This is a genomic window from Bacillus sp. 196mf, assembly GCF_003217275.1.
Classification (GTDB): domain Bacteria; phylum Bacillota; class Bacilli; order Bacillales; family Bacillaceae_G; genus Bacillus_A; species Bacillus_A thuringiensis_S.
In genome coordinates, this window is sequence record NZ_QJTG01000002.1 from 77,871 (window position 1) to 98,871 (window position 21,001).

Genomic DNA, 21,001 nt, shown 5'->3' on the forward strand with positions numbered 1-21,001 from the left:
TAATCATGTTAGGACGTGATTAGGCTGGAGAGAATGAATATAACTATGCATACATAGGAGGGAACAGGATGAAAAGTCCTAATTTTCAATTAAGTTTACAAACTTCTAATCTAGTTATCGGTTTTATGGTATGGGTCATTTTATCATCATTAATGCCTTATATTAAAGCGGATATTCCATTAACTGCGGGACAAATTTCTATGGTAACAGCAGTACCGGTTATTTTAGGTTCTGTTCTTCGCATTCCAATTGGTTATTGGACAAATCGTTTCGGAGCAAGAAAATTATTCTTTATTAGTTTTATTTTATTATTATTTCCTGTCTTTTATATTAGTGTTGCCAATTCTATGATGGATTTAATTATTGGTGGATTATTTGTCGGAATCGGTGGTGCTGTATTCTCTGTAGGGGTAACTTCTTTACCAAAATACTTTCCGAAAGAGAGTCACGGTTTTGTAAATGGTATTTACGGTGTAGGTAATGCCGGAACAGCCATTACTTCATTTTTAGCGCCTGTTATCGCAACTTCAGTTGGCTGGAGAGCGACAGTACAATGTTATTTGGTTTTACTTGCAGCATTTGCACTTATGAATTTTTTATTAGGCGATCGTAAAGAGAAAAAGGTGAATACACCATTAATGGAACAAATAAAAGGTGTATATAAAAATGAAAAACTTTGGTTTTTATGTATCTTTTACTTTTTAACATTCGGATCATTTGTCGCATTTACCGTATACTTACCAAACTTTTTAGTATCTCACTTCGGATTAGAGAAAGTAGATGCAGGTATGCGGACAGCTGGATTCATCGTACTCGCAACAATTATGCGCCCAATTGGTGGTTGGCTCGGTGATAAGTTTAATCCATTTAAAATATTAATCTTTGTATTTATCGGTTTAACACTTTCAGGTATTATTTTATCATTTATGCCTAGCATGAACGTGTATACATTTGGTTGCCTACTAGTCGCATTTTGTGCAGGTATAGGTAATGGTACAATCTTTAAACTCGTTCCAATGTATTTCTCAGAACAAGCTGGTATTGTAAATGGTCTCGTATCAGCTTTAGGTGGACTAGGGGGATTCTTCCCACCGCTAATTTTAACATTACTATTCCAATTAACAGGTCATTATGCAATTGGATTTATGGCGTTATCAGAAGTCGCACTTGCTTGTTTAATTATTACAGTGTGGATGTATAGCCAAGAGAAATTGTTAGTGATGTTAAAGAATCATTAATAAGGAAAAAGAACCGTCCCAAAGTATATTGGGATGTTTTTTTTAGTAATAGGCTTCAACATGTTTTTATTGCTATCTCAACAAACGCTCGTTTTCTAAAAGAATGTGCTTTTAAAATGAAAAACAGAAGGTTTATGGAATTTTATTTTAAAATATAGAAGTCAAAAGTTATTCAATTAAGGGGTAGATTAGTGAAGGAAATCTTAAATCTATTCTAAAGATCGAACTCATTTTTAGAATGTAAATATTTAATTGAATCGGGATGTTTAGATGAAAAAAATATAAGTCCACTCAAGATAAACAAGTATCAGGTGTGTTAGGTGGTTTAAGCGACAAGTATGGAATTGATGTAAGTATTCTTCGCATAGTAACTGCAGTATCAGATTTTTTTAGGGCCAAATTTTTTGGTAAGGCTAACGGATATTGTGAAAAAAGTACTACACTAAAGAATACAGTTTAGTTCGATAAGATAAAATTATGAATTTGTATAAACAATCCATAATTTTCTTTATGAGTTATATTTGATATGTTAAAGAAAAGAGAGGGGAGGGAAATGAAATAAGAATTTTTGATGAGCATTTTCATATTATTGATTTCAGTTTTCTGATTATTAAGAACTGAGGGTGTTTTCCGATGAATTAAATGTGGTCCATATTTAGTAAAGAGTTTCATCCAACTATAATATATTTGGAATGAGGTTTTACATGTTTGTTTTTATTATATTAGACGTGATATTACCAATATTAATATTGATGCTAATTGGTGCAATCTTACAAAGAAAGTTTCAATTTAACTTAAAGCAGCTATCTACACTTATTACTTATTGCTTGATGCCAGCGGCTGTATTTGTGAATATATATGATATTCGTATAGAAACAGGTTTGTTGCTCCAGATAATATACTATTTAATGCTTTATAGTCTGAGTCTGATCATAGTAAGTCATTTCATTTCAAAAATATTAAAGTTAGAAAAAGGAGAAAGTGCAGCTCTAAAAAATAGCATTTCGTTAATGAATTCCGGTAATTATGGGTTACCAGTAAGTCAATTGATTTTCAGTAACAATCCAGTGGGGGTTTCCATTCAAATTTTTATTGTTATTTTCCAGAATCTTTTAACTTATTCATATGGGATATATAACTTACTATCAGCAACAAAAACAATCGGAGGTATTATTCAATCATTTCTAAGACTGCCTGTATTTCATGCACTCGTATTAGGGGTTTTCTTTCAATCTTTTACAATTCAAATACCTAATTCTATCTTTATTCCTCTTAATCAGCTTGCGAATGGTTTTGTTGCAATAGCACTCATATTGCTAGGGGCACAATTATCCAACATTAAGCTTAATTTTTTCCATCGAGTCATAACATGGGCTTTAATTGGAAGGTTACTGATGGGACCATTATTAGCACTTGCTATGATATATCTACTAAACATGGATGGTATTGTTGCACAATCATTATTTATTGCAAGTTCTTTTCCTACTTCAAGAAATACATCAACCATTGCTATGGAGTATCAAATAGAACCTGAATTACATGCACAAATCGTTTTATTTTCAACACTTTTCAGCATTATTACAGTAACTGTCGTTATTTATTTGTCATATATTTTGTTTTGAATGTACGTGCAAAAACGAATAGATTTGAGGCGGTAAATGATGGACGGAAATCCCATCGATATGAGAAGAAAACAGTCTTAAATATATTGAGTGTCGTTTACAATTGTACTATGTCTGATAATCAAGTGGCTTAATTCAAAAAAAAGGAAACTCGTTACGGGTTATTTCGTATGTAAATCTTTAAAGCATCTACATATAGATTTGCGAAAAAAGACACAATCTCGCTTATAATTGACGTTACATGAGCTTAGGTTGATAGTGATGGGGGAGCGTCAAGTAAGAATTTTATCTTTATTGATTCCATGTAATTTTTCCGTATTATTGTAAATAAAGGGGATGATTCCAAGTTGAGTAAACAAAATATCAGCACAACAGTTTCAGGAGATGTAATTGTTACCCATCTAGTTGGTAATATAAAAACAGATGATGTGTATGAATGGTTTAATGGTTTCGAGCAGGTTTGTCAGCAATTCATTTCCGAAGGGCGGAAATATAAATTGTTGGTGGATAGAAAAGGATACACGCCAAATCATTTTTCTGTTCAAAAAGTATGGAAAGAGAAGTTTTTCAATGAAACCATTTTGAATCACAGTAAGGCAATTGCATTTCTCCTTGAAGAGGGGGGAGATAATGGATTATTTACAACAATCTAATACGAAAGAATCTGTGAGATTTTTTGATGAGTATGAATATGCGCTAATTTGGTTGAATGAATATCCAATATAAAACCTGTATTGAAGCAGTTGCTCTCAAGCAACTGTTTTTTATGTCCGTAATTGTTGCCGTTATTTTTCTTCACAGATTCTTGTCCAATTGCTTGTCTGAGCCTAAAAAACGAAACTAAAGCAAAAAGAACAAACGCCTCTAAAAACGTTTGTTCAAAGTTAATTACTATTTTAGCTGAGTGATAGATTACAATTTGCGAGTATGAGAAAGTTTTTTTATAAGTTTAGGAAGTATGGATGTTAATTCTTGCTTCATGCGCTTCGTAAACGATGGGTCCTTACCTGAAGTTGAAATAGTGACAACATATTCATCATTTCGAATGACACCAGGTGTGTGAAAAGATGATGCTGTACTACCACTTACAACGTTAACCCACTGGAAATCATGAGCGGCCTGTTTGACCATCATATTTACAGCATGTTGATTTGTAGCTGCATAAATAAGATGAGCATCTTTAATATCATCATTACTAAAAGTTTTTTGCTTCCAAGTAATATAAGAAAGTTCCTTCATTTCCTCGCAAATTTCTGGGCTGACAACAGTGACGAAAGCACCTGTATTTTTTAATCCAGACGCTTTTCGATATGCAATTTTACCTCCACCAATGATAACGACCACTTTATTTTGTAGATTAAACATAAGAGGGTACATGTTATACATATATGCATTCCTCCATTCGTTCTAATAATGTTAACTTCATGTATGTATCAAACTGAAGACAGTTACAAGTCGTAACGTGATCATATTTTTTTGTATGCAATTTAATTTTTTGAAGTAATAATCCGGTAAAGAGAAGGTACGGCATGACATATACATGGGACGCAGTCGATGTTATAGCCTTGAGCTCAGCAGCAAAAGAGGGAGTTCCTTTCGTTAAAAAGGAACAGGATACTGGCATACCAAGTTTTCGTTCGACAGCTGCTCTGATTTGTTGTAATTCATGTATCGGTTGTGGATCACTACTGCCTCGTCCTACGAGTAAAATACTACTATTTTGCATTGACATAGCTTCACGTATTCTTTTCACTACAAGTTCCACCATATGTGGATGTGTACTAAAAGGAGGTACAACTGAAAATGTTATTTGTGGATATTTCTTTTGTAGTTGCTCTATTTCAAAAGGAATATCACGTTTATAGTGAGCTGCTGCAAATAATAAAACAGGTACAATCATTATTTCAGTTACTCCCTCTATTATCGTTTCTGTAACTGCATCCGAAATAGTAGGTGTCGTTAGTTCTAGAAAAGCTATTTTTTGAATTCTTTCGTTTCGCTCTTTCATAACAGATTGAATAAATTGAATGAATTGTTCATTACCTTCTTGTAGCCGGCTCCCATGTCCAACATATACAATTCCTTTCATTGTCTCACCATGTCTTTCTTCATAAGAGTTTCTTGTAATTGATGATCTACGTTATGAAACCCAACTTTATTTGCATAGTGTAAAGTTGGAACGTCGGTATACGAGAATGGGAGAGTAAGAATATTGATAAAGCCAAGGCGTTTTATTTCTGCTAGAAACGTATCAATAGAAGCACGACCTTCAAATACAATGCTATCCCATGAGAATTCAGAAAGAATACGTGAATGAATTTCATCGAAGCGATGATCAATTGTGTACTCATGAGTCATCATATAGGAACCAGCACCAATTTTTTCTTGAATAACAGCAATTCGGTTAATGTTTCGTCCTAAATAAATCGTTGAATTCGAAGAAAATTGCGCAGGTTTACTGAACAATCCATATTGCATGAGCTTTTCTTGAATAGAAAGGTTCATATACTGAAGTTCTGCCTGTAAGGAACGAATATCTTTATGATATTTACTGCATGATTGCATTAAGATGTCTACACTGTCAGCGGAACAAAATACAAGACGATCAACGTTAAAAATCTTATTGATTTGTTCAGAGGTTAATGTGTATTCTTTCTTTTTGAAAGTTGGAATTTGATATATTTCTGCACCGGACTCTTGTAACATTTGCTTTATTGCGCTTTTTTTATTTGTTGCAGATGTAAATAAAACTTTCTTGCTGTGCAATGGCTTGCGTTCTTTCCAAGAGATTTGATTACGTAAGGAAACGACATCACCAACAATTGTCATAGAAGGATTAGAAATATTTTCGTTTTTGACAATAGAAACAATGGTAGACAGTGTCCCTGTGACAACGCGCTGTTTACCAGTTGTACCCCATTCAATGACTGCTACTGGCGTATCTTCTTTTTTTCCTGCTTGTAGTAAGTTTTCACAAATTGTAGGTAAGTTTTTTATACCCATGTAGTAGGCAATCGTGTCGCTATTGTAAGATGAATTATATTTTCCATGATCGCTTAAAGGACCTTTTGCATGTCCGGTTAATAAAGTGACACTATTACTGTAGTCACGGTGGGTGAGGGGAATACCTGCATAGATACTAGCGGCGATGCTAGATGTAATACCTGGTACAATTTCATATGGAATATTTGCTGATGCTAAAGTTTCTGCTTCTTCACCAACACGGCCAAAAATAGATGGATCTCCGCCTTTTAAGCGGACTACGATTTTTCCTTCTTTCGCAAATTGAAGGAGGTGTGAGTTAATCATTTCTTGACGCATAGTATGATTCTTTGGCATTTTTCCGCAATAAATAAGTTCACATGTTTCTTTTGTATAATTAAGAAAGGAAGGGTTTAATAAGCGGTCATATAAGACGATATCTGCACGATTTAAGCACTCTATCGCTTTTTTTGTAATAAGCCCTTCATCACCTGGTCCTGCACCAACTAAATATACATATCCGTTCATATTCGCACCTCGTCTATTTTTATTTAAAAGGAAGCCAGGGGAGGCTTCCTTTTGTAAATTACATGTATATATAAATATCTCCGTCAATAACTTCTACTTCATACGTTTGAATACAACCGTCATCAGGTTTTTGAACTTCACCTGTTAGTAGTGAAATTTTCCAATCATGTAATGGACAAAAGACGAATTCTCCAGATACAATACCTTCCGCTAATGGCCCGTTTTTATGAGGACAACGATTTTCTACAGCTCGAATATCGCCATTTGAAAGGCGGAATAGGGCGAAAGACATACCTTTCATTTGCACCTCTTTACCGATTTGAATAGGAAGGTCTTCTGCACGCATAACTTTTATTTTTTCTTTCGTTTGTATCATATAGGTCACAGCTCCTTATTTCACAGTTTCTACTTCATACATCGCTTTTAATGATTTCGTTTCTAGTGCTTGTCCCCAAGCTTCTTTATATGTGCCACGAGCTTTTTGGAAACGTTCATTTAACGTAGTAACCATATTTGCATCTTGCAGTATTTCTTTTATGTGATCGAAGCCTAAACGTTCTGTCCAGTAGGCAGTACGCTCTCCGTAAATACCAGTTTCACGATAATATTGCATGTAAGCTGTAGCGATGCGAAGGACATCATCTTCAGTAGGGACAATCATTACAAAATCAGCTTCACGTACTTCTGTACCACCATTTCCGCCAATATAAAGTTGATATCCATTTTCGACACAAACAATGCCAAAATCTTTCGTCAGTACTTCCGCACAGTTACGCGGACAACCAGTTACACCCATTTTCATTTTATGAGGTGTATCTACCATTTCTAATGATTGTTCAAGCAACATACCAAGTCCTAATGAATCTTTCGTACCGAAACGGCAAAAACGAGAGCCAACACATGATTTTACATTACGAAGAGATTTTGAATACGCATATCCAGAAGTCATATTTAAGTCAGCCCATACGTTAGGTAAATCTTGTTTCTTGACACCGTATAAGCCAATTCGGCTTGCACCGGTAATTTTCACAAGTGGAACATCATACTTCTTCGCAACTTCAGCAATTTTCATTAAATCATCTGCTGTTGTAACGCCTCCGTACATACGTGGAATAACAGAGAATGTACCATCGTGTTGGATGTTACCATTCATTCTTTCATTAACGAAACGGGACGATTTATCATCTTCATATTCTTCTGGAATCGCCATACGTAAATAGTAGTTTAAAGCAGGGCGGCATTTCGAACAGCCGTCTTCATGTGCAAAACCAAGAACATTTCGTACTTCTTTTGGAGATTTTAAGCCTTTCTCGTGAATGGCCGCTACGACTTCATCACGGGATAAAGGTGTACATCCACACATACCGGCAGATTGCGCTGAGGCATCAAAAGCATCTCCAAGTGTATGAGATAAAACTTGTTCCACAAGCGGACGACATTTACCACAAGACCCTGCGGCTTTCGTACAGCCTTTAACTTCTTCAAAAGTCGTTAACTCTTGTTCTAAAATGGCGTGAACGATTGTACCTTTCGTAACACCATTACATCCGCAAATCGTGTCATCAGCACTCATAGTAGCAACGTCAAGTTCACTCTCTTCACCAGCTTTGTGAAGAATGGAAGCTGGTGTATATTCTTGTATATCTTCTTCTTTCTTTAACATGCTAAAGAGGCGTGTACCGTCAGCTGTGTCACCATATAAAACGATACCGACGACTTTATTATCACGAATTAATACTTTTTTATAGGAACGTTTACATTCATCAAAGATGGATATTGCTTTCGTTTGATCATCTTCATAAATTTGACCAGCAGAGAATAAATCACAACCAGCAACTTTTAATTGCGTACCGACGATACTGCCCGAATATCCATCAGTTTGTAAATTTGTTATATGTTTTGCTAATATCGCACCTTGTTCATAAAGAGGAGCAACAAGTCCATATGCGATACCGTCATGCTCTGCACATTCTCCAACTGCATAAATGGACTCATCATTTGTTAGCGTATAGTCATTGACTACAATACCGCGATTTACAATTAAACCAGCATCTTTTGCTATTTGCGTATTTGGGCGTATTCCGACAGCCATTACGACTAAATCACAATCTACAACTTCACCATCTTCAAATTGAATGCCCTCAACATGGTCTGTACCAAGAATTTTTACAGTTTTCTTTTCCATTAGAAATTTCATGCCTTGCGCTTCCAAATCTTTGCGTAATAGAGAAGCTGCTTTCGTATCTAGTTGCTGCTCCATTAAGTTTGGCATTAAATGAACAACATGTACGTCCATCCCTAAGTCAATAAGACCTCTTGCGGCTTCTAAACCAAGTAACCCACCACCAATAACAACGCCCTTTTTCTTTTCTTTAGCGGTGTCTATCATAAATTGTGTATCTTCAATTGTTCGAAATCCTGTTACACCAGGAAGAGTAGAACCTTCAACAGGTAAAATAAAAGCACTAGAACCTGTTGCGATAATGAGTTTGTCATATGTAAGAGTACGATTTTTTTCTGTGATAATGATTTTTGCTTCTCGGTTAATACTTTGAACTCTTTCGTTTGTATATAAAGTTATCTCATTCTCTTCGTACCAACTATATTCATTCATAATGATATCTTGCATATTTGTTTTGCCTTGTAAAACGTGAGAGAGCATAATACGGTTGTAGTTTGGATGCGGTTCATCTCCCAAAATAGTAATCTCATATGAATCACTATTATGTTTTAATATTTCTTCTATACAGCGTATGCCAGCCATACCATTTCCGATCATAACTAAACGTTTTTTCATTTTCGTTTCCCCTTTTTCTGTGAAATGTTGAACAAAGGATTATATTTCTATTATAGAAAATCCAAAAAAGGGGAGATGTGATATTTGTCACATTTTTATAATGATTCACAAATTGTTAAAATTCGGATTTATTCGAGAGGGATGTGTATATTTTTTACCAAATGAAAAAACAGGACATAAGTATGTATACTCATGTCCTGCAATTTATTTATGCTCTCGTAATGGCACGTGGAAATAAAATATTATTTTCTAAATGAATGTGTTCAACTAAGTCAGACTCTAATGCTTCAAGACGTTGGTAAACAAGTCGATAAGTACCGCAAGCTCCTTCTGGAGGAGTAAAGTCATTTGTAACTTTACGAAGCTCTTTAATAATGTTGCCTGCGTGGTTATGTTCATTTTCCAACTCATCTACTACTTTAAGTAATTTCACATAGTTTTCTTCAATTGGATTTTGTTCAAATTCTAAAATTAATGGGAAATCTTCTGTTTCTTCTTTAATTAAATGTTGTTCTAATTCCATCTTTAATTCGTGAAATAGCTTATGAATTTGAGCTAAGTGAGGCTGACTTGCTCCGTGGACGCGTAATACTTTCGTCACATACGGACTTAATTGTGGTAATTCTTCATTTAAATAGCGATGATGCTTATTTATAACATAATCAATCAATTCACGATAAGAAGCATTTTTCCAATCAATTTCAGATTCATTTAATCGTTTCGTATTATTATAAAGTGTATTTAATTCTGTAAGTACTTCTGTTGCTGATAAATTTCTTTCATGAATTGCATCAATAAGTGGTTTATTACCACCACAACAAAAGTCTATTCTATATGATTTAAAAAGATCGCTAGCTTTCGGAAATTGTGTAACGATCTCACCGACAATAGAAGTTTCAGTAAATGCATGTTTCATATGAACGCCTCCATAAAGTTTGAATGTAATAACTAAATTAAGAATAGCGATAAACTAACATCTATGTAGTGATTGAAATCACTTATTCTGTGTCGTTTTTGAGAATAATAAGAAGAATGTTATTAAAATAAGGGGGAAAGTAATAAGTGGTAATATTTTTTATTGCTATTTTTCACATGCAATTCCATCGCCATCACGATCAAGATGAGAGCTATAACCTGGTTGCCCTTTATGTAAAGGGGCTTTCCCAGCTGCTCTAACTGCAGCACAATTTTTGTAGTATGCACTACTAGTATTTCCTGAAGCGGGTTGTGTTTGAGTTTGCTGTGCTTTTTGCTCTTCTTGTTGTTTGCGAGCCTGTTCGTCAGCCTGACGTTTTTGTTCTTCTTGTTGTTTACGAGCTTGTTCCTCGGCTTGACGCTTCTCATCTTCTTGCTTTTGAGTTTTTTCATCCGCCTCTTTCTTTTCTAGTTCTTTTTTCTGTTCGCTATTTTTTTGTTCTTCATTGTTAGAGGCAACTTTTGTACTAGTTGCTGTCGTTTTTTCAAAAGAAGGAGCTGAAATACCTAATAGCGCAACAAAAATGACAAATAATACGGCTGTAATAATAAATTGTTTTTTCGCTACACCTGTTTTCTTAATTACAGATAAGATTGCTATAACAAGGAAGAATATAAATAGAATGAAAATTAAAGTAGAAAAAACTCGACGACGGGGTGTTCCGACTTTGTTGTACCGGTCGTTATTAATATAATAGAAATCATAAAAAGAATAACGGTAGGACGTCCATATTGTTTTGCTTTTCCATTTTTCTTAAAGAATGAAATGATACATAAGATTAAAAGAATAAAAGCAATAGAAAATAAAGCTGCACCAATATTAATCAAAATCGCCATTTTCATACCTGCATTTGTAAGATTTTTCTTATTGATTATAAACTTATTGGATATTACACGTTTTATATAAATTTAGAAAATTAATATTTTTACTAGACTTATAAACGATTATTTTATATATAGAGAAAAATAGATATATTTCCTATTACTTTTTGAAAGATATTTCATAAATTATAGTATATCGATTGAAAGGAGGAGATTTGAATGGAATTTCAATTGTTAGTAACTTGTATATTACAAGAAGGTAATGCTTACTTTTTAGTAACGAAGGTAGACGATGTTATTACGTTAAAAGTACCGATTACTGCGGGAGTAGCAGGTTTATTTTTAGCTTTAGGTGTACCAAGATGTTCTTAATTTAAATCTCTATAGTAGAAGGGGGAGGGACATGCCTTCCTTTTCTGCTATTACATAATATAATTATGTAAACTTAAATATCATATTTGTGATAGCACGTTTGAAATGGACATGCATATACTATAATGTTTCATTGGATGTTAGCGGTGAAAGGTAGTTTTAATAAGTGCATCCAGTGATGTTTTTAAGCTATGAAAATAAAAGAGGTGCTATTATATATGAAAAGAAAAACATTGGATATTCCAGTTACATTGCGAAGAGAGTGGTTTTTACTAGAGTTAGCTCATTTAACGAAAAAATATGGAATTGAAATTGCAACTAGCAAAATGGATGCTGCACCGTTTTTAAGAGATCAAGTTACAGAATCAAAGATAGGGAAAGGGTTACAATACGATAAATATGATGATGAATATATAATTGAAAATTAAAGGGTAACAACAAAATTAAATTAATTTATAACAAAATATAAAATAAAGCAGATTCTAAATATAGAATCTGCTTTATTATGAAATACTTGTAGTCAACTAACCTCTTTCTAGTGTTTTTCCTACATATTTCTCTTGCGTTATTCCAAAAGATTCACGAAGAATGCGAGCGTAATCTTTAGATTCTATTGGTCGTTTATTTTTAGTGCCTTTAAAGGTTTCTGTATAATTTTTATTTGTTAATGATATGTGACCATAAGTAGTTAATTTACAAGTGATAGCCCCTTTATTAAAAGGAGATTCTTTATGCTCTACAATCACTTTTTGAATGTTATTCACTTTTTTCTCATCTATTGGATCTACAGTGAAAGCATAGCCTATTTTCCATTCATTTGAAGGTTCAGATTGTAAGAAACTTGTAGATTCTCCGTTAGCTCCTTTTCTCATTTCTAAAATATGCGTACCTTTTCGAGTATTTCGCTTACGAATTCGATATTCTCCTGTTTGAGAGGAGATGACATCTCCGTTAAAAGGGACTGGATGTAAAGGGAGATGAGATGCAAAACCTGCATCCACAACATAATCTTTATCCTCATGACTTAATATGATAATGACATGACCATCATCGGGTTTCCATTTATTATCGTACAGATCATAAACAGTACCGGCTACTTTGTATACTTGAAACCTACAATCAATTAAAAAATAATACAATAAGGAGTTTAATTCATAACAAAGTCCACCTCGTTTTTGAATAAGTAACTTTTCTATTAAGTTATCTTTTGAGATATTTTTAATAGTGCCAGCCATAATATCAAGATTTTCATAGGGGAGAATCATTCCCATTTTTAAGAGAATTTCATCTAAATCATCAAATGTTATTTCTTTTGCAGGAATTTTTAAGCGTTTAAAAAACTCCTTTTGTAAATTGGTCATCATAAAGTATTCTCCTTTCTTTTTACAGAATTTTCTTCTGCTCACCGATAGGTTAGTACTTCTAAAAAGTTAATTCAAGTGCGCAGAAATTATCATAATATATGTTTCTGGAAATGTGATTTTTTATTCTGAAATTTCAGTTTAATTTTTAATCGTAGGAAAGTCTTATAATATAAGCTCCTTTAAAATTAGTTTGTATTTAATGAAAAGAAAGTACATATCTTTATTATATTTTTAAATAACTAACTAGTAATAAAATGTTTTTTCACTAAAATTTTTTCAAGATTTGTATGCTTTATATAAACAATAATAATTTAAAAAATATCTGGGTGTAGCGAAGTTAACAATTATTGAGAAACTTTTTTGTCGTATTCTATCAAAAGGAAGAGGTAGAAACAAAGAGAATAACGAGAGTTAAGGAAGAGGGTATACAACTAGTAACCTTCTAAAAATAGGGCTAACATCTTTTTAAAATAAAAGATTAGCTATTATTAAGGAAGGGAAAATATAAAATATTATAAAGAACACCTTCTTTCAAAAAAATAGGGGGAGTAATATGCGATTGATGAGAAGATGTGTGGCCTTACTAATTGTATTTTTTATCATGGCTCCAACGATTAGCACAAATGTACAGGCAGAAGTTGTAAAAGAGCTTGGAAAGGGGGTTCCTGATACAGAAGTATTCACACCTGGAGAATGGTTTTTAGGCCAAAAACCTGCTAATTATGATGAGAATAAACCACCAATTCTCTTTGTACAAGGAAGAAATGGTAATGCAGATAGTTGGTATGGAAAGACAGTATATCATGATATAAATGATATGTATGATTATGCTTTGAAAGCAGGCTATCAAACAGTGTTTATACAATTATATGATGCTGCTGGGAAAGGTTCGGCTAGTCAGTGGGATAACGGAAAATTGTTAGCACAAAAACTTGAAGAAATATATAATCATTTCGGTAAAAAAGTTAATATTGTAGCACATAGTAAAGGTGGTATTGATACACAAGCTGCATTAGTTGAATATGGTGCGAATCGATTTGTTGGAAATGTTATTACACTTGCTACACCGCATCACGGCTCAAATTTAGCAGATTTATCATATAGTTGGTGGGCAGGGTGGCTTGCTTCTATATTAGGTCAAAAAGATGATGGTACGTATTCGTTACAAATAGGTGAAATGGCAAAGTTTCGTTCAACAATAGATAACAACCCAGCAGCTAAATTAAACCGTTACTATACGGCTACTGGGACTAGCTGGGGGCCAACATTTTCTGCATTATCTATGGGCGGGTTATATTTATCGTCGTACGGTTCAAATGATGGACTAGTAAATGAATGGAGTGCGAAGCTATCGTACGGTACACATTTATTTACAGATTCAAGATTTGATCATGACAATATAAGAAAAGGATCAGCTGTTTTTGCACGAATTGAACCATATTTACGTACGACAAATGTGGGGTTACCAGCTTTAGTAGCATCCAGCACTAGTTCAAATGAAAATCTAGAACAATTAAATACAACTTCAAATCAAAATATTTTAGGAGGCGAATTACCACAAAATCAGTGGATAGAGCAAAGTATTTCTGTTGATAAAAAGGCTGAAGGAATAGTTTCTGTACTAACTGCTTCTTCTGATGTAGAAGTACAAATGGTATCTCCAAAAGGAAAAATCTATGCAAACAAAGATAGCGCTATAACTACTGGTGAAGGCGAATCTTTCTTTAATGGGGCGACAATTAGAACATTCAAGTTTGATAAATTGGAAGTAGGCGAATGGAAAATCAAAATGATGGCGAAGCAGTCGAAAGATGCATATTTAGTTGTAAGCGATTACAAGAATGACGCGCCATTTGTTCTTCAAATGCCTACAAAGGTTAAAGTAAAAAACCCTGAGTATAAACTGAAAAAATCACCATTGGCACCTGAAATGAAAGGGGATCTTTCCATAACAGTAAGAGTCGTTAATAAAGAAGGTAAGTTAGTCTCTGAATTTAATGAATTACAAAATGTTAATACGAATACATTTACAGGTGCTTTGAAAGATATAAAACAACCGGGAGTATATAACGTTACGATGGATATAAAAGGGATGAATAAAGAAGGAAAACCATATAATCGTACGATTGTTAAGTCGGTTTATGTAGAGAAATAAGGAAGAATAAATAAGCATAATATAAAAGTGCAGAAATCTTGAGTTAGAAAGAATTCTGCACTTTTTTTGCGTGATGAGAGATAATAAAAGTCGAAGAAAACTGTTATTCAATAAAAAAAGATGCTGAAATAGCATCTGAATGTGAAGAAATAATATTAACTTAGTTTTGTAACTGTTAATTCGACTGAATTTATACCATTGTCACAAGTTACAATACTTTGACGATTAAAGCCACTATTATTTCTAAGTTGAAGAGTTGAATTAGCTGGCACTGTAACAATCGTTTCGCCAACGAGTTGAAGACATTCGTTATTTGATGAAGTATTCATTTGAATAGCGAAGTCACCTTGACTATTAGCAAGTGGATTGTTATTTAAAAATATAGTTATGACTGGGATATGTGGAAATACAGGATTTAAAGTAGTATTAATACTGGAAATGAACGAAACTCTATAATCACCAGCTTGTCTAAATTGTATAGTAGTAGAGTTTAGTAAGGAAACGCCTCCTGCTAAAGGTCCAACGTGATTAAATGGAAAAGGGTTGCCAAAAGGAACAGTTATAAATTCAGTTTGCCAAAAAGTTCCGTATGCAGGACAGCTTCGTTTATGTGAATGGTCACATGAACATTTTTTATTTGAACTGGAAGAAGATTTACATGAGCATTTTTTATACGAGTTTGAAGAATGATAGTATGAACCCAATATATTACCTCCTATTCTTAATAAATGTAAAACACATAATAGTTTATGAAAATGAATCACAATTGGCGTGTATGCTTGTACTATAAAAGGAGATAGATTTGGAATATAAAGTGCTCAAATGATGAAATATAGTATTGGGGTATTACCTGTAATACTTTTTGAAGATGATAAGGTTCATAATTTGATAGAAAAATGAATGGGATTTCTAAATGGATTAAAGTAACGAGGAAACGTTTATCCCGCTATTTTCCGAGCGGTAAGACCCCACCTCAAAATTCAGTGAAAGCAAAGAAGTTAGTTGGGGGATGAACAAAACCCCCACTGAGTAAAGTTTCATTTTACTATATTAATTTCGTCTGACAAACAGCAATATTATCTTTTGCTGTATGGATGTTATCGTTTGGTGAAGTTATGATATTTAATCGTATGTATATTAGATTATTTAGTTTATTTTTTTATTTTATTTGTGTAGCTGGGCAGGAAGAAGTCAGAAAATATAGAATAAATGTACATATGAAGCATCGTTTGTTTTTGGTGTGAATAGTAATTAAAGATACGCTAAAATATTTAAAATTGTAACGAAAGAGAGATTAAATAATAGAGGGAGCAACTTACATGGAAAATATATTAAAGGTATCTTCAAAATCAAGCCCAAATTCAGTCGCGGGTGCAATAGCGGGTGTACTAAGAACAAGTGGTAATGTGGAAATTCAAGCGATTGGGGCTGGAGCTATAAATCAAGCGATTAAAGCAATTGCGATTGCGAGAGGGTTCGTCGCTCCAAGTGGTATTGACTTAGCTTTTGTTCCGGCGTTTCAAGAGATTTCTATCAATAATGAAGAAAGAACAGCGATTAAATTAATTGTAGGCCCTAGAAAGAAAAGGTCTTAGTAGAAGAGAGTGTTACTATAAGGGGGAAAGACCAATAGACTTCCGATGTTAGATACGTTATTTTATGTAACCGATCCTTGGGTGTGGACATGGCATTATGCCGGACGCATGTCTGTTAAGTTCTCCTTAAACTTAGCGAGTGTTCTAGATACTTAAAAATAAACACCCTTAAAACTGCTCATTCTTTTCCCAAGATTCTAATAGACCACCTGTAATAGGTGGTCTATTTTTATTTATTTACAATTAATATACTTTGAAAGGAATTGTTAATTTTCATTTAGCATAGTCTCTAATTTATCTAATTCAATAAGTAGAGGGTCGTCAAAGCTTTTTACGAGACCGGTATCAGTATAGGCTCTCACTGCGCCTTTAATTCGACGAGATTCTAATCCGTCATTAGTATAATCGTTACTTTGCAGATAATTAGCTAAACGATTTAATCGTTTTAGTAAATCTTCATAGAATGGATCTTCTTTTTCTTTTTGTTTATTTTTTGTAATTTCAATTACTATCTTGATTTGACTTAATAGTACATTTGCATTTTTAGACATATATATATTTTCCTCCCTCTCCCAATTAAGATTATAAGATAAATAGAAGAAAAGTAAATATATAAAATTTAGATTATATTAAGGGGCATTTATTTATAGAAGAAATATAAAAAAGTGCTAACAAGTTTGCAAACGAACTTGCTAACACCTATAAGAAATAGACATAAAGTATCGCCGATATGTCGTCTTTGAAAATAGCTTTAATCAGTTACATCATACTTATACGAAATGCTCATAAAAACAGTCTTAATATCAAGAATAAAAACAGCCACGAATTAATAATAAGTAGTGATATCGTAGAAAAACCTTATCAAATAAAGACGTATTTAATAAGACCTATGAAACGAAATGAAACTATATAATATGAAAGTATATTTTTAGAACACAAGTTCAACAAATGGAAGGGGAATGTTTATTTATCAAGGGGATCTAATACAGTTTAATTAAAAGGTTATTATTTGCTCACAAATAATATAAAAACATGTGAAAAAATATGAAATACCCTTTTGAAGTAGAATATAATATAACAAATAAAAAGCGTTGCAAATGCTTGTATAACAGGCATTTGCGACGCTTTTATAGTTTTTCTGAACATAAAATAAACAACCCTAAAACTGTTCATTCTTCTCCCAAGATTCTACGATATAATGAGCAATCGTCGGATTGAAGCCTTTACCAACTAAAAACATAATCGCAGCAACTTCTGTTAATGCGTGTTCGTGTGATGTATGTTTTGCTTCATTTAAACCGTAATCTACCCATGGTTTTACGAAATCTAGTACGGGTTTCTTGAAAGGTAAAAACTGTGTACCGACAACTTGTTGAATTTGTTGTTGTGTTGGTTCAGTAATTGGTCCAGGTGGTAAGATTTGTGGTTGTGTAATGTCTAATGTTGGTCCTGGCGGTAAAATTTGTGGCTGCGTTGGATCTATTGTTGGTGGTTTAGGTGGTGAGACACGTGCGTCGTAGTTTGGTTGATACATTTGTTGTTGGTATTGCGGTTGTTGTGGTTGAGTTGTGTATGGGTTTTGTGGTGCTGCATATGGATTTTGTTGATATGGTTGTTCTTGGTTTTGTGGTGCTGCATATGGATTTTGCTGATATGGTTGTTCTTGGTTTTGTGGTACCGCATATGGATTTTGAGGATATTCATAATTTGGACGTGTTTCATATGGATTTTGTTGAAATTCAGTTTCTTGATTTTGCGTTGTTGCATATGGGTTTTCGTCATATTGTTGTTCTTGCTGTTGTAACTCTTGTTCTTCGTATTGTTCTGTGTATCTTTGTTCTTGTTGTTGAGGGTAAAATGGTTGCCTTGGATAAGGCGGTTGATTATTATAGAACATATTTATTCCTCCTTCATGATGATGCTTACCACTCAGTGTATGGGCGGACAAGAAAATATGTGATGAAAAAATGCGGGCGTGTTACAATAAGTAACTGGGTGAAGATAAAATGACAAAACAAGAAAAGATTCAAAAAACAATTACTTTTGTAAAACATATTTTAGAAAAAGATGCGAGTGGGCATGATTGGTATCATATTGAACGCGTACATAAACTGGCGATTTCTTTATCCGAGCAAGAAGGGGGAAATCGTTTTATAATTGAAATGGCAGCATTACTTCACGATGTGGCAGATGAGAAGTTAAATGAAAGTGAAGAAGAAGGAATGAAAAAAGTTTCTGATTGGTTAGAAGAGTTACATGTGGAAGAAGAGGAAAGTAAACATGTTCTTCATATCATCGCCAATATGTCTTATAAAGGTGGTCATGGCGGTAAAGTGGATTCACTTGAAGGGAAGCTTGTTCAAGATGCGGATCGCTTAGACGCCCTTGGAGCAATTGGAATAGCTCGCACATTTGCGTATGGTGGAGCGAAAGGGAGATTAATGTATGATCCAACTATTACTCCGCGTGAAGTGATGACGAAAGATGAATATAGAAAAAATAACGATCCATCTTTAAATCATTTTTATGAAAAACTTTTGAAATTAAAAGACTTAATGAACACGAACGCAGCAAAACAAGAGGCGGAAGTTCGTCATCGTTATATGGAACAGTTTATTGAACAATTTATGAAAGAGTGGAATGCACAAATATGAAAATGTTAACTGTGGAAAACTTATCAAAATCATATGGAGAAAAACCGTTATTTGATGGATTATCATTTAGTATTGCAGAAGGACACCGTGCCGGAATTATCGGTGTAAACGGAACTGGTAAATCGACGTTATTAAAAATTATTGCAGGGGCAGAAATTCCTGATACAGGTGATATGACTCATTCTCGTGGGTATACAATTAGTTATTTATCACAGCAACCAGAGTTTGATGAACAACTAACAGTGCTAGAGCAAGTCTTCCATGGTGATACTCCTTTAATTCGTCTTCTTCGTGAGTATGAAAAGGCGCTATTACATATCGAAAAAGATCCAAGTAATGAAAAAGTACAGGAACAATTATTTGCAGTGCAGCAACGTATGGATGCAATGAGTGCATGGGAAGCAAATGCAAATGCGAAATCTCTTTTAACGAAATTAGGAATTACGGACTTCACTGCAACTGTTGGAAATTTATCTGGTGGACAGAAAAAACGTATTGCGATGGCGCAATGTTTTATTGAAACACCGGATCTATTAATTTTAGATGAGCCTACGAACCATCTTGATCATGAGACAGTGGAATGGTTAGAGGAATATTTAGCTCGATATAATGGCGCAGTATTACTTGTAACCCATGATCGTTATTTCTTAGATCGTGTGACGAATCGTATTTTCGAATTAGATAATGGGAAACTGTATAGTTATGAAGGGAATTACAGTACGTTTTTAGAAGCGAAAGCACTTCGTGAAGAACAAGAAATTGCGCAAGAATCAAAACGTCAAAACTTATATCGCCGCGAACTAGCATGGATCCGCCGCGGTGCAAAAGCCCGTTCAACAAAGCAAAAGGCACGTATTCAACGATTTGATGAGCTAAAGGGCCAAGAAGGGCCAGCTGCAAAACAGTCAGTTGATATTGCACTTAGCGGTAGCCGTCTTGGGAAAAAAGTACTTGAGTTAAAAGATGTGACGAAAAAATTTGGTGATAAAACGGTATTAAACAACTTTAATCATATCGTGAAACCAGGCGATCGCATCGGAATTATTGGAGCGAATGGAAGCGGGAAATCTTCGCTATTAAATATGCTTGCAGGTAAGTTATCTCCTGATAGTGGTGAAATTGAAGTTGGGCAAACTGTAAAAGTTGCTTATTATACGCAAGAAAATGAAGAGATGAATTTAAATCAGCGTATGATTGAATACATTAAAGAGATTGCAGAAGTTATTCATACAACAGATGGAAAAGTAATTGGTGCATCTCAAATGTTAGAACGTTTCTTATTCCCGACTCATTCACATGGTACACCGCTTGGTAAACTATCTGGTGGTGAAAGAAGACGTTTATATTTATTACGTATTTTAATGGGAGAACCAAACGTACTTTTACTTGATGAACCTACGAATGATCTAGATACACAAACATTAACAGTACTAGAAGATTATTTAGAAGATTTCCCAGGTGTCGTTTTAACTGTATCGCATGACCGTTACTTCTTAGATAAAGTAGTAGATGAACTGTTCATCTTTACTGGCGGAGGCGAAGTGCGTGAGTTCCTAGGTAGTTATACAGATTATTTAGAAATGGAAAAAACGAGAGAACTTATGGAGAAAGCGGAAGTTCAAAAAGAGAAAAAAGTAGTAGAAGAAGCTCCAAAACAACAACGTAAACGTAAACTTTCATACAATGAGCAGCGTGAATGGGAAACGATTGAAGATACAATTGCCGAACTTGAAGAAAAAATTGAGTCAATTGGAGAAGAACTTGCGAAAGTTGGATCTGACTTCACAAAGGCACAAGAATTATCTGAAGCACAGCAGAAAACAGAAGAAGAGCTAGAAAAAAAGATGGAAAGATGGAGTGAACTATCAGACATCGTTGAAGGATTAAAATAAAAACA

General features: G+C 34.0%; 18 protein-coding genes and 3 pseudogenes. 10 read left to right on the forward strand and 11 right to left on the reverse strand.

The window, feature by feature from the left end:
* Positions 1–68 precede the first annotated feature (68 nt).
* The 4 genes and pseudogenes from narK to ATL10_RS04700 all read left to right on the forward strand — a co-directional run bounded on the left by narK (position 69) and on the right by ATL10_RS04700 (position 3,586).
* Positions 69–1,238 (forward strand): nitrate transporter NarK, encoded by a 1,170-nt coding sequence (gene narK, locus ATL10_RS04685; protein ID WP_000841863.1) that lies wholly within the window; start codon positions 69–71, stop codon positions 1,236–1,238.
* A 274-nt stretch (positions 1,239–1,512) separates the two neighbouring features.
* Positions 1,513–1,641: pseudogene (locus tag ATL10_RS31735) on the forward strand (PspC domain-containing protein); the annotation flags it as partial.
* Positions 1,642–1,942: 301 nt separating this feature from the next.
* A complete protein-coding gene (locus ATL10_RS04695; protein ID WP_069355489.1) occupies positions 1,943–2,860 on the forward strand; it encodes an AEC family transporter in 918 nt (305 codons plus the stop codon).
* A 317-nt stretch (positions 2,861–3,177) separates the two neighbouring features.
* Positions 3,178–3,586, forward strand: a pseudogene (locus ATL10_RS04700) (STAS/SEC14 domain-containing protein).
* 186 nt (positions 3,587–3,772) lie between these two features.
* On the opposite strand, the gene ATL10_RS04705 reads toward ATL10_RS04700, so the two are convergent.
* The 7 genes and pseudogenes from ATL10_RS04705 to ATL10_RS04735 form a co-directional block, all read right to left on the reverse strand.
* Complete coding sequence (locus tag ATL10_RS04705) at positions 3,773–4,246, reverse strand: precorrin-2 dehydrogenase (protein ID WP_000282601.1); 474 nt, start codon at positions 4,244–4,246, stop codon at positions 3,773–3,775.
* Positions 4,239–4,949, reverse strand: a complete 711-nt coding sequence (locus ATL10_RS04710) for a sirohydrochlorin chelatase (protein ID WP_000676477.1) — start codon at positions 4,947–4,949, stop codon at positions 4,239–4,241. The genes ATL10_RS04705 and ATL10_RS04710 overlap by 8 nt, the downstream gene beginning before the upstream one ends.
* Positions 4,946–6,370: a uroporphyrin-III C-methyltransferase gene (locus ATL10_RS04715; protein WP_071714372.1), complete on the reverse strand. Its 1,425-nt coding sequence runs from the start codon at positions 6,368–6,370 to the stop codon at positions 4,946–4,948. Before ATL10_RS04715 ends, ATL10_RS04710 begins: the two co-directional genes overlap by 4 nt.
* Positions 6,371–6,428: 58 nt before the next feature.
* The gene (gene nirD / locus ATL10_RS04720; protein ID WP_000616683.1) at positions 6,429–6,746 is read right to left on the reverse strand and encodes a nitrite reductase small subunit NirD; all 318 of its coding nucleotides are present in this window, start codon (positions 6,744–6,746) and stop codon (positions 6,429–6,431) included.
* Positions 6,747–6,761: 15 nt separating this feature from the next.
* Positions 6,762–9,167 (reverse strand): NADPH-nitrite reductase large subunit, encoded by a 2,406-nt coding sequence (gene nirB / locus ATL10_RS04725; RefSeq protein ID WP_110496520.1) that lies wholly within the window; start codon positions 9,165–9,167, stop codon positions 6,762–6,764.
* Positions 9,168–9,375: 208 nt separating this feature from the next.
* Positions 9,376–10,083, reverse strand: a complete 708-nt coding sequence (gene ric / locus ATL10_RS04730) for an iron-sulfur cluster repair di-iron protein (RefSeq protein ID WP_090976304.1) — start codon at positions 10,081–10,083, stop codon at positions 9,376–9,378.
* 165 nt (positions 10,084–10,248) lie between these two features.
* A pseudogene (locus tag ATL10_RS04735) lies at positions 10,249–10,979 on the reverse strand (excalibur calcium-binding domain-containing protein).
* A 204-nt stretch (positions 10,980–11,183) separates the two neighbouring features.
* Between ATL10_RS04735 and exsG the strand changes: the two are divergent.
* A complete protein-coding gene (gene exsG / locus ATL10_RS04740) occupies positions 11,184–11,336 on the forward strand; it encodes an exosporium protein ExsG (protein ID WP_000395679.1) in 153 nt (50 codons plus the stop codon).
* Positions 11,337–11,554: 218 nt separating this feature from the next.
* Positions 11,555–11,764, forward strand: coding sequence for a hypothetical protein (locus ATL10_RS04745; protein WP_139213218.1), 210 nt, complete (start codon positions 11,555–11,557; stop codon positions 11,762–11,764).
* A 96-nt stretch (positions 11,765–11,860) separates the two neighbouring features.
* Here ATL10_RS04745 and ATL10_RS04750 read toward each other — a convergent pair whose 3' ends face one another.
* The gene (locus ATL10_RS04750; RefSeq protein ID WP_090976308.1) at positions 11,861–12,700 is read right to left on the reverse strand and encodes an arylamine N-acetyltransferase family protein; all 840 of its coding nucleotides are present in this window, start codon (positions 12,698–12,700) and stop codon (positions 11,861–11,863) included.
* Positions 12,701–13,253: 553 nt separating this feature from the next.
* On the opposite strand from ATL10_RS04750, the gene ATL10_RS04755 reads away from it, so the two are divergent.
* On the forward strand, positions 13,254–14,855 hold the full coding sequence (locus ATL10_RS04755) for an esterase/lipase family protein (protein WP_097912434.1): 1,602 nt from the start codon (positions 13,254–13,256) through the stop codon (positions 14,853–14,855).
* A gap of 155 nt (positions 14,856–15,010) precedes the next feature.
* Here the strand turns inward: ATL10_RS04755 and ATL10_RS04760 are convergent, their stop codons facing one another.
* Positions 15,011–15,559, reverse strand: a complete 549-nt coding sequence (locus ATL10_RS04760; protein WP_053564648.1) for a hypothetical protein — start codon at positions 15,557–15,559, stop codon at positions 15,011–15,013.
* Between the two features lie 615 nt (positions 15,560–16,174).
* Between ATL10_RS04760 and ATL10_RS04765 the strand changes: the two genes are divergently transcribed.
* Complete coding sequence (locus ATL10_RS04765; RefSeq protein WP_000427801.1) at positions 16,175–16,450, forward strand: stage V sporulation protein S; 276 nt, start codon at positions 16,175–16,177, stop codon at positions 16,448–16,450.
* A gap of 266 nt (positions 16,451–16,716) precedes the next feature.
* Here ATL10_RS04765 and ATL10_RS04770 read toward each other — a convergent pair whose 3' ends face one another.
* Positions 16,717–17,001 (reverse strand): hypothetical protein, encoded by a 285-nt coding sequence (locus ATL10_RS04770; protein WP_023521790.1) that lies wholly within the window; start codon positions 16,999–17,001, stop codon positions 16,717–16,719.
* A gap of 608 nt (positions 17,002–17,609) precedes the next feature.
* Positions 17,610–18,347, reverse strand: a complete 738-nt coding sequence (locus ATL10_RS04775; RefSeq protein WP_061660812.1) for a hypothetical protein — start codon at positions 18,345–18,347, stop codon at positions 17,610–17,612.
* 109 nt (positions 18,348–18,456) lie between these two features.
* Between ATL10_RS04775 and ATL10_RS04780 the strand changes: the two genes are divergently transcribed.
* Together ATL10_RS04780 and ATL10_RS04785 are read left to right on the forward strand one after the other, a co-directional pair.
* On the forward strand, positions 18,457–19,104 hold the full coding sequence (locus tag ATL10_RS04780; protein ID WP_097911861.1) for an HD domain-containing protein: 648 nt from the start codon (positions 18,457–18,459) through the stop codon (positions 19,102–19,104).
* Positions 19,101–20,996, forward strand: a complete 1,896-nt coding sequence (locus tag ATL10_RS04785; protein ID WP_000783191.1) for an ABC-F family ATP-binding cassette domain-containing protein — start codon at positions 19,101–19,103, stop codon at positions 20,994–20,996. Before ATL10_RS04780 ends, ATL10_RS04785 begins: the two co-directional genes overlap by 4 nt.
* Positions 20,997–21,001: the final 5 nt, after the last annotated feature.

Bases quoted from the DNA above. Each gene is read 5' to 3' on its own strand.
- ATL10_RS04780 (WP_097911861.1), top strand. From the start codon at position 18,457: ATGACAAAACAAGAAAAGATTCAAAAAACAATTACTTTTGTAAAACAT.
- ATL10_RS04695 (WP_069355489.1), top strand. From the start codon at position 1,943: ATGTTTGTTTTTATTATATTAGACGTGATATTACCAATATTAATATTG.
- ATL10_RS04750 (WP_090976308.1), bottom strand. From the start codon at position 12,700: ATGATGACCAATTTACAAAAGGAGTTTTTTAAACGCTTAAAAATTCCT.
- exsG (WP_000395679.1), top strand. From the start codon at position 11,184: ATGGAATTTCAATTGTTAGTAACTTGTATATTACAAGAAGGTAATGCT.
- ATL10_RS04785 (WP_000783191.1), top strand. From the start codon at position 19,101: ATGAAAATGTTAACTGTGGAAAACTTATCAAAATCATATGGAGAAAAA.
- ATL10_RS04770 (WP_023521790.1), bottom strand. From the start codon at position 17,001: ATGTCTAAAAATGCAAATGTACTATTAAGTCAAATCAAGATAGTAATT.
- ATL10_RS04705 (WP_000282601.1), bottom strand. From the start codon at position 4,246: ATGTATAACATGTACCCTCTTATGTTTAATCTACAAAATAAAGTGGTC.
- narK (WP_000841863.1), top strand. From the start codon at position 69: ATGAAAAGTCCTAATTTTCAATTAAGTTTACAAACTTCTAATCTAGTT.
- ATL10_RS04710 (WP_000676477.1), bottom strand. From the start codon at position 4,949: ATGAAAGGAATTGTATATGTTGGACATGGGAGCCGGCTACAAGAAGGT.
- ATL10_RS04775 (WP_061660812.1), bottom strand. From the start codon at position 18,347: ATGTTCTATAATAATCAACCGCCTTATCCAAGGCAACCATTTTACCCT.
- ATL10_RS04765 (WP_000427801.1), top strand. From the start codon at position 16,175: ATGGAAAATATATTAAAGGTATCTTCAAAATCAAGCCCAAATTCAGTC.
- ATL10_RS04715 (WP_071714372.1), bottom strand. From the start codon at position 6,370: ATGAACGGATATGTATATTTAGTTGGTGCAGGACCAGGTGATGAAGGG.
- ric (WP_090976304.1), bottom strand. From the start codon at position 10,083: ATGAAACATGCATTTACTGAAACTTCTATTGTCGGTGAGATCGTTACA.
- ATL10_RS04745 (WP_139213218.1), top strand. From the start codon at position 11,555: ATGAAAAGAAAAACATTGGATATTCCAGTTACATTGCGAAGAGAGTGG.
- nirD (WP_000616683.1), bottom strand. From the start codon at position 6,746: ATGATACAAACGAAAGAAAAAATAAAAGTTATGCGTGCAGAAGACCTT.
- ATL10_RS04755 (WP_097912434.1), top strand. From the start codon at position 13,254: ATGCGATTGATGAGAAGATGTGTGGCCTTACTAATTGTATTTTTTATC.
- nirB (WP_110496520.1), bottom strand. From the start codon at position 9,167: ATGAAAAAACGTTTAGTTATGATCGGAAATGGTATGGCTGGCATACGC.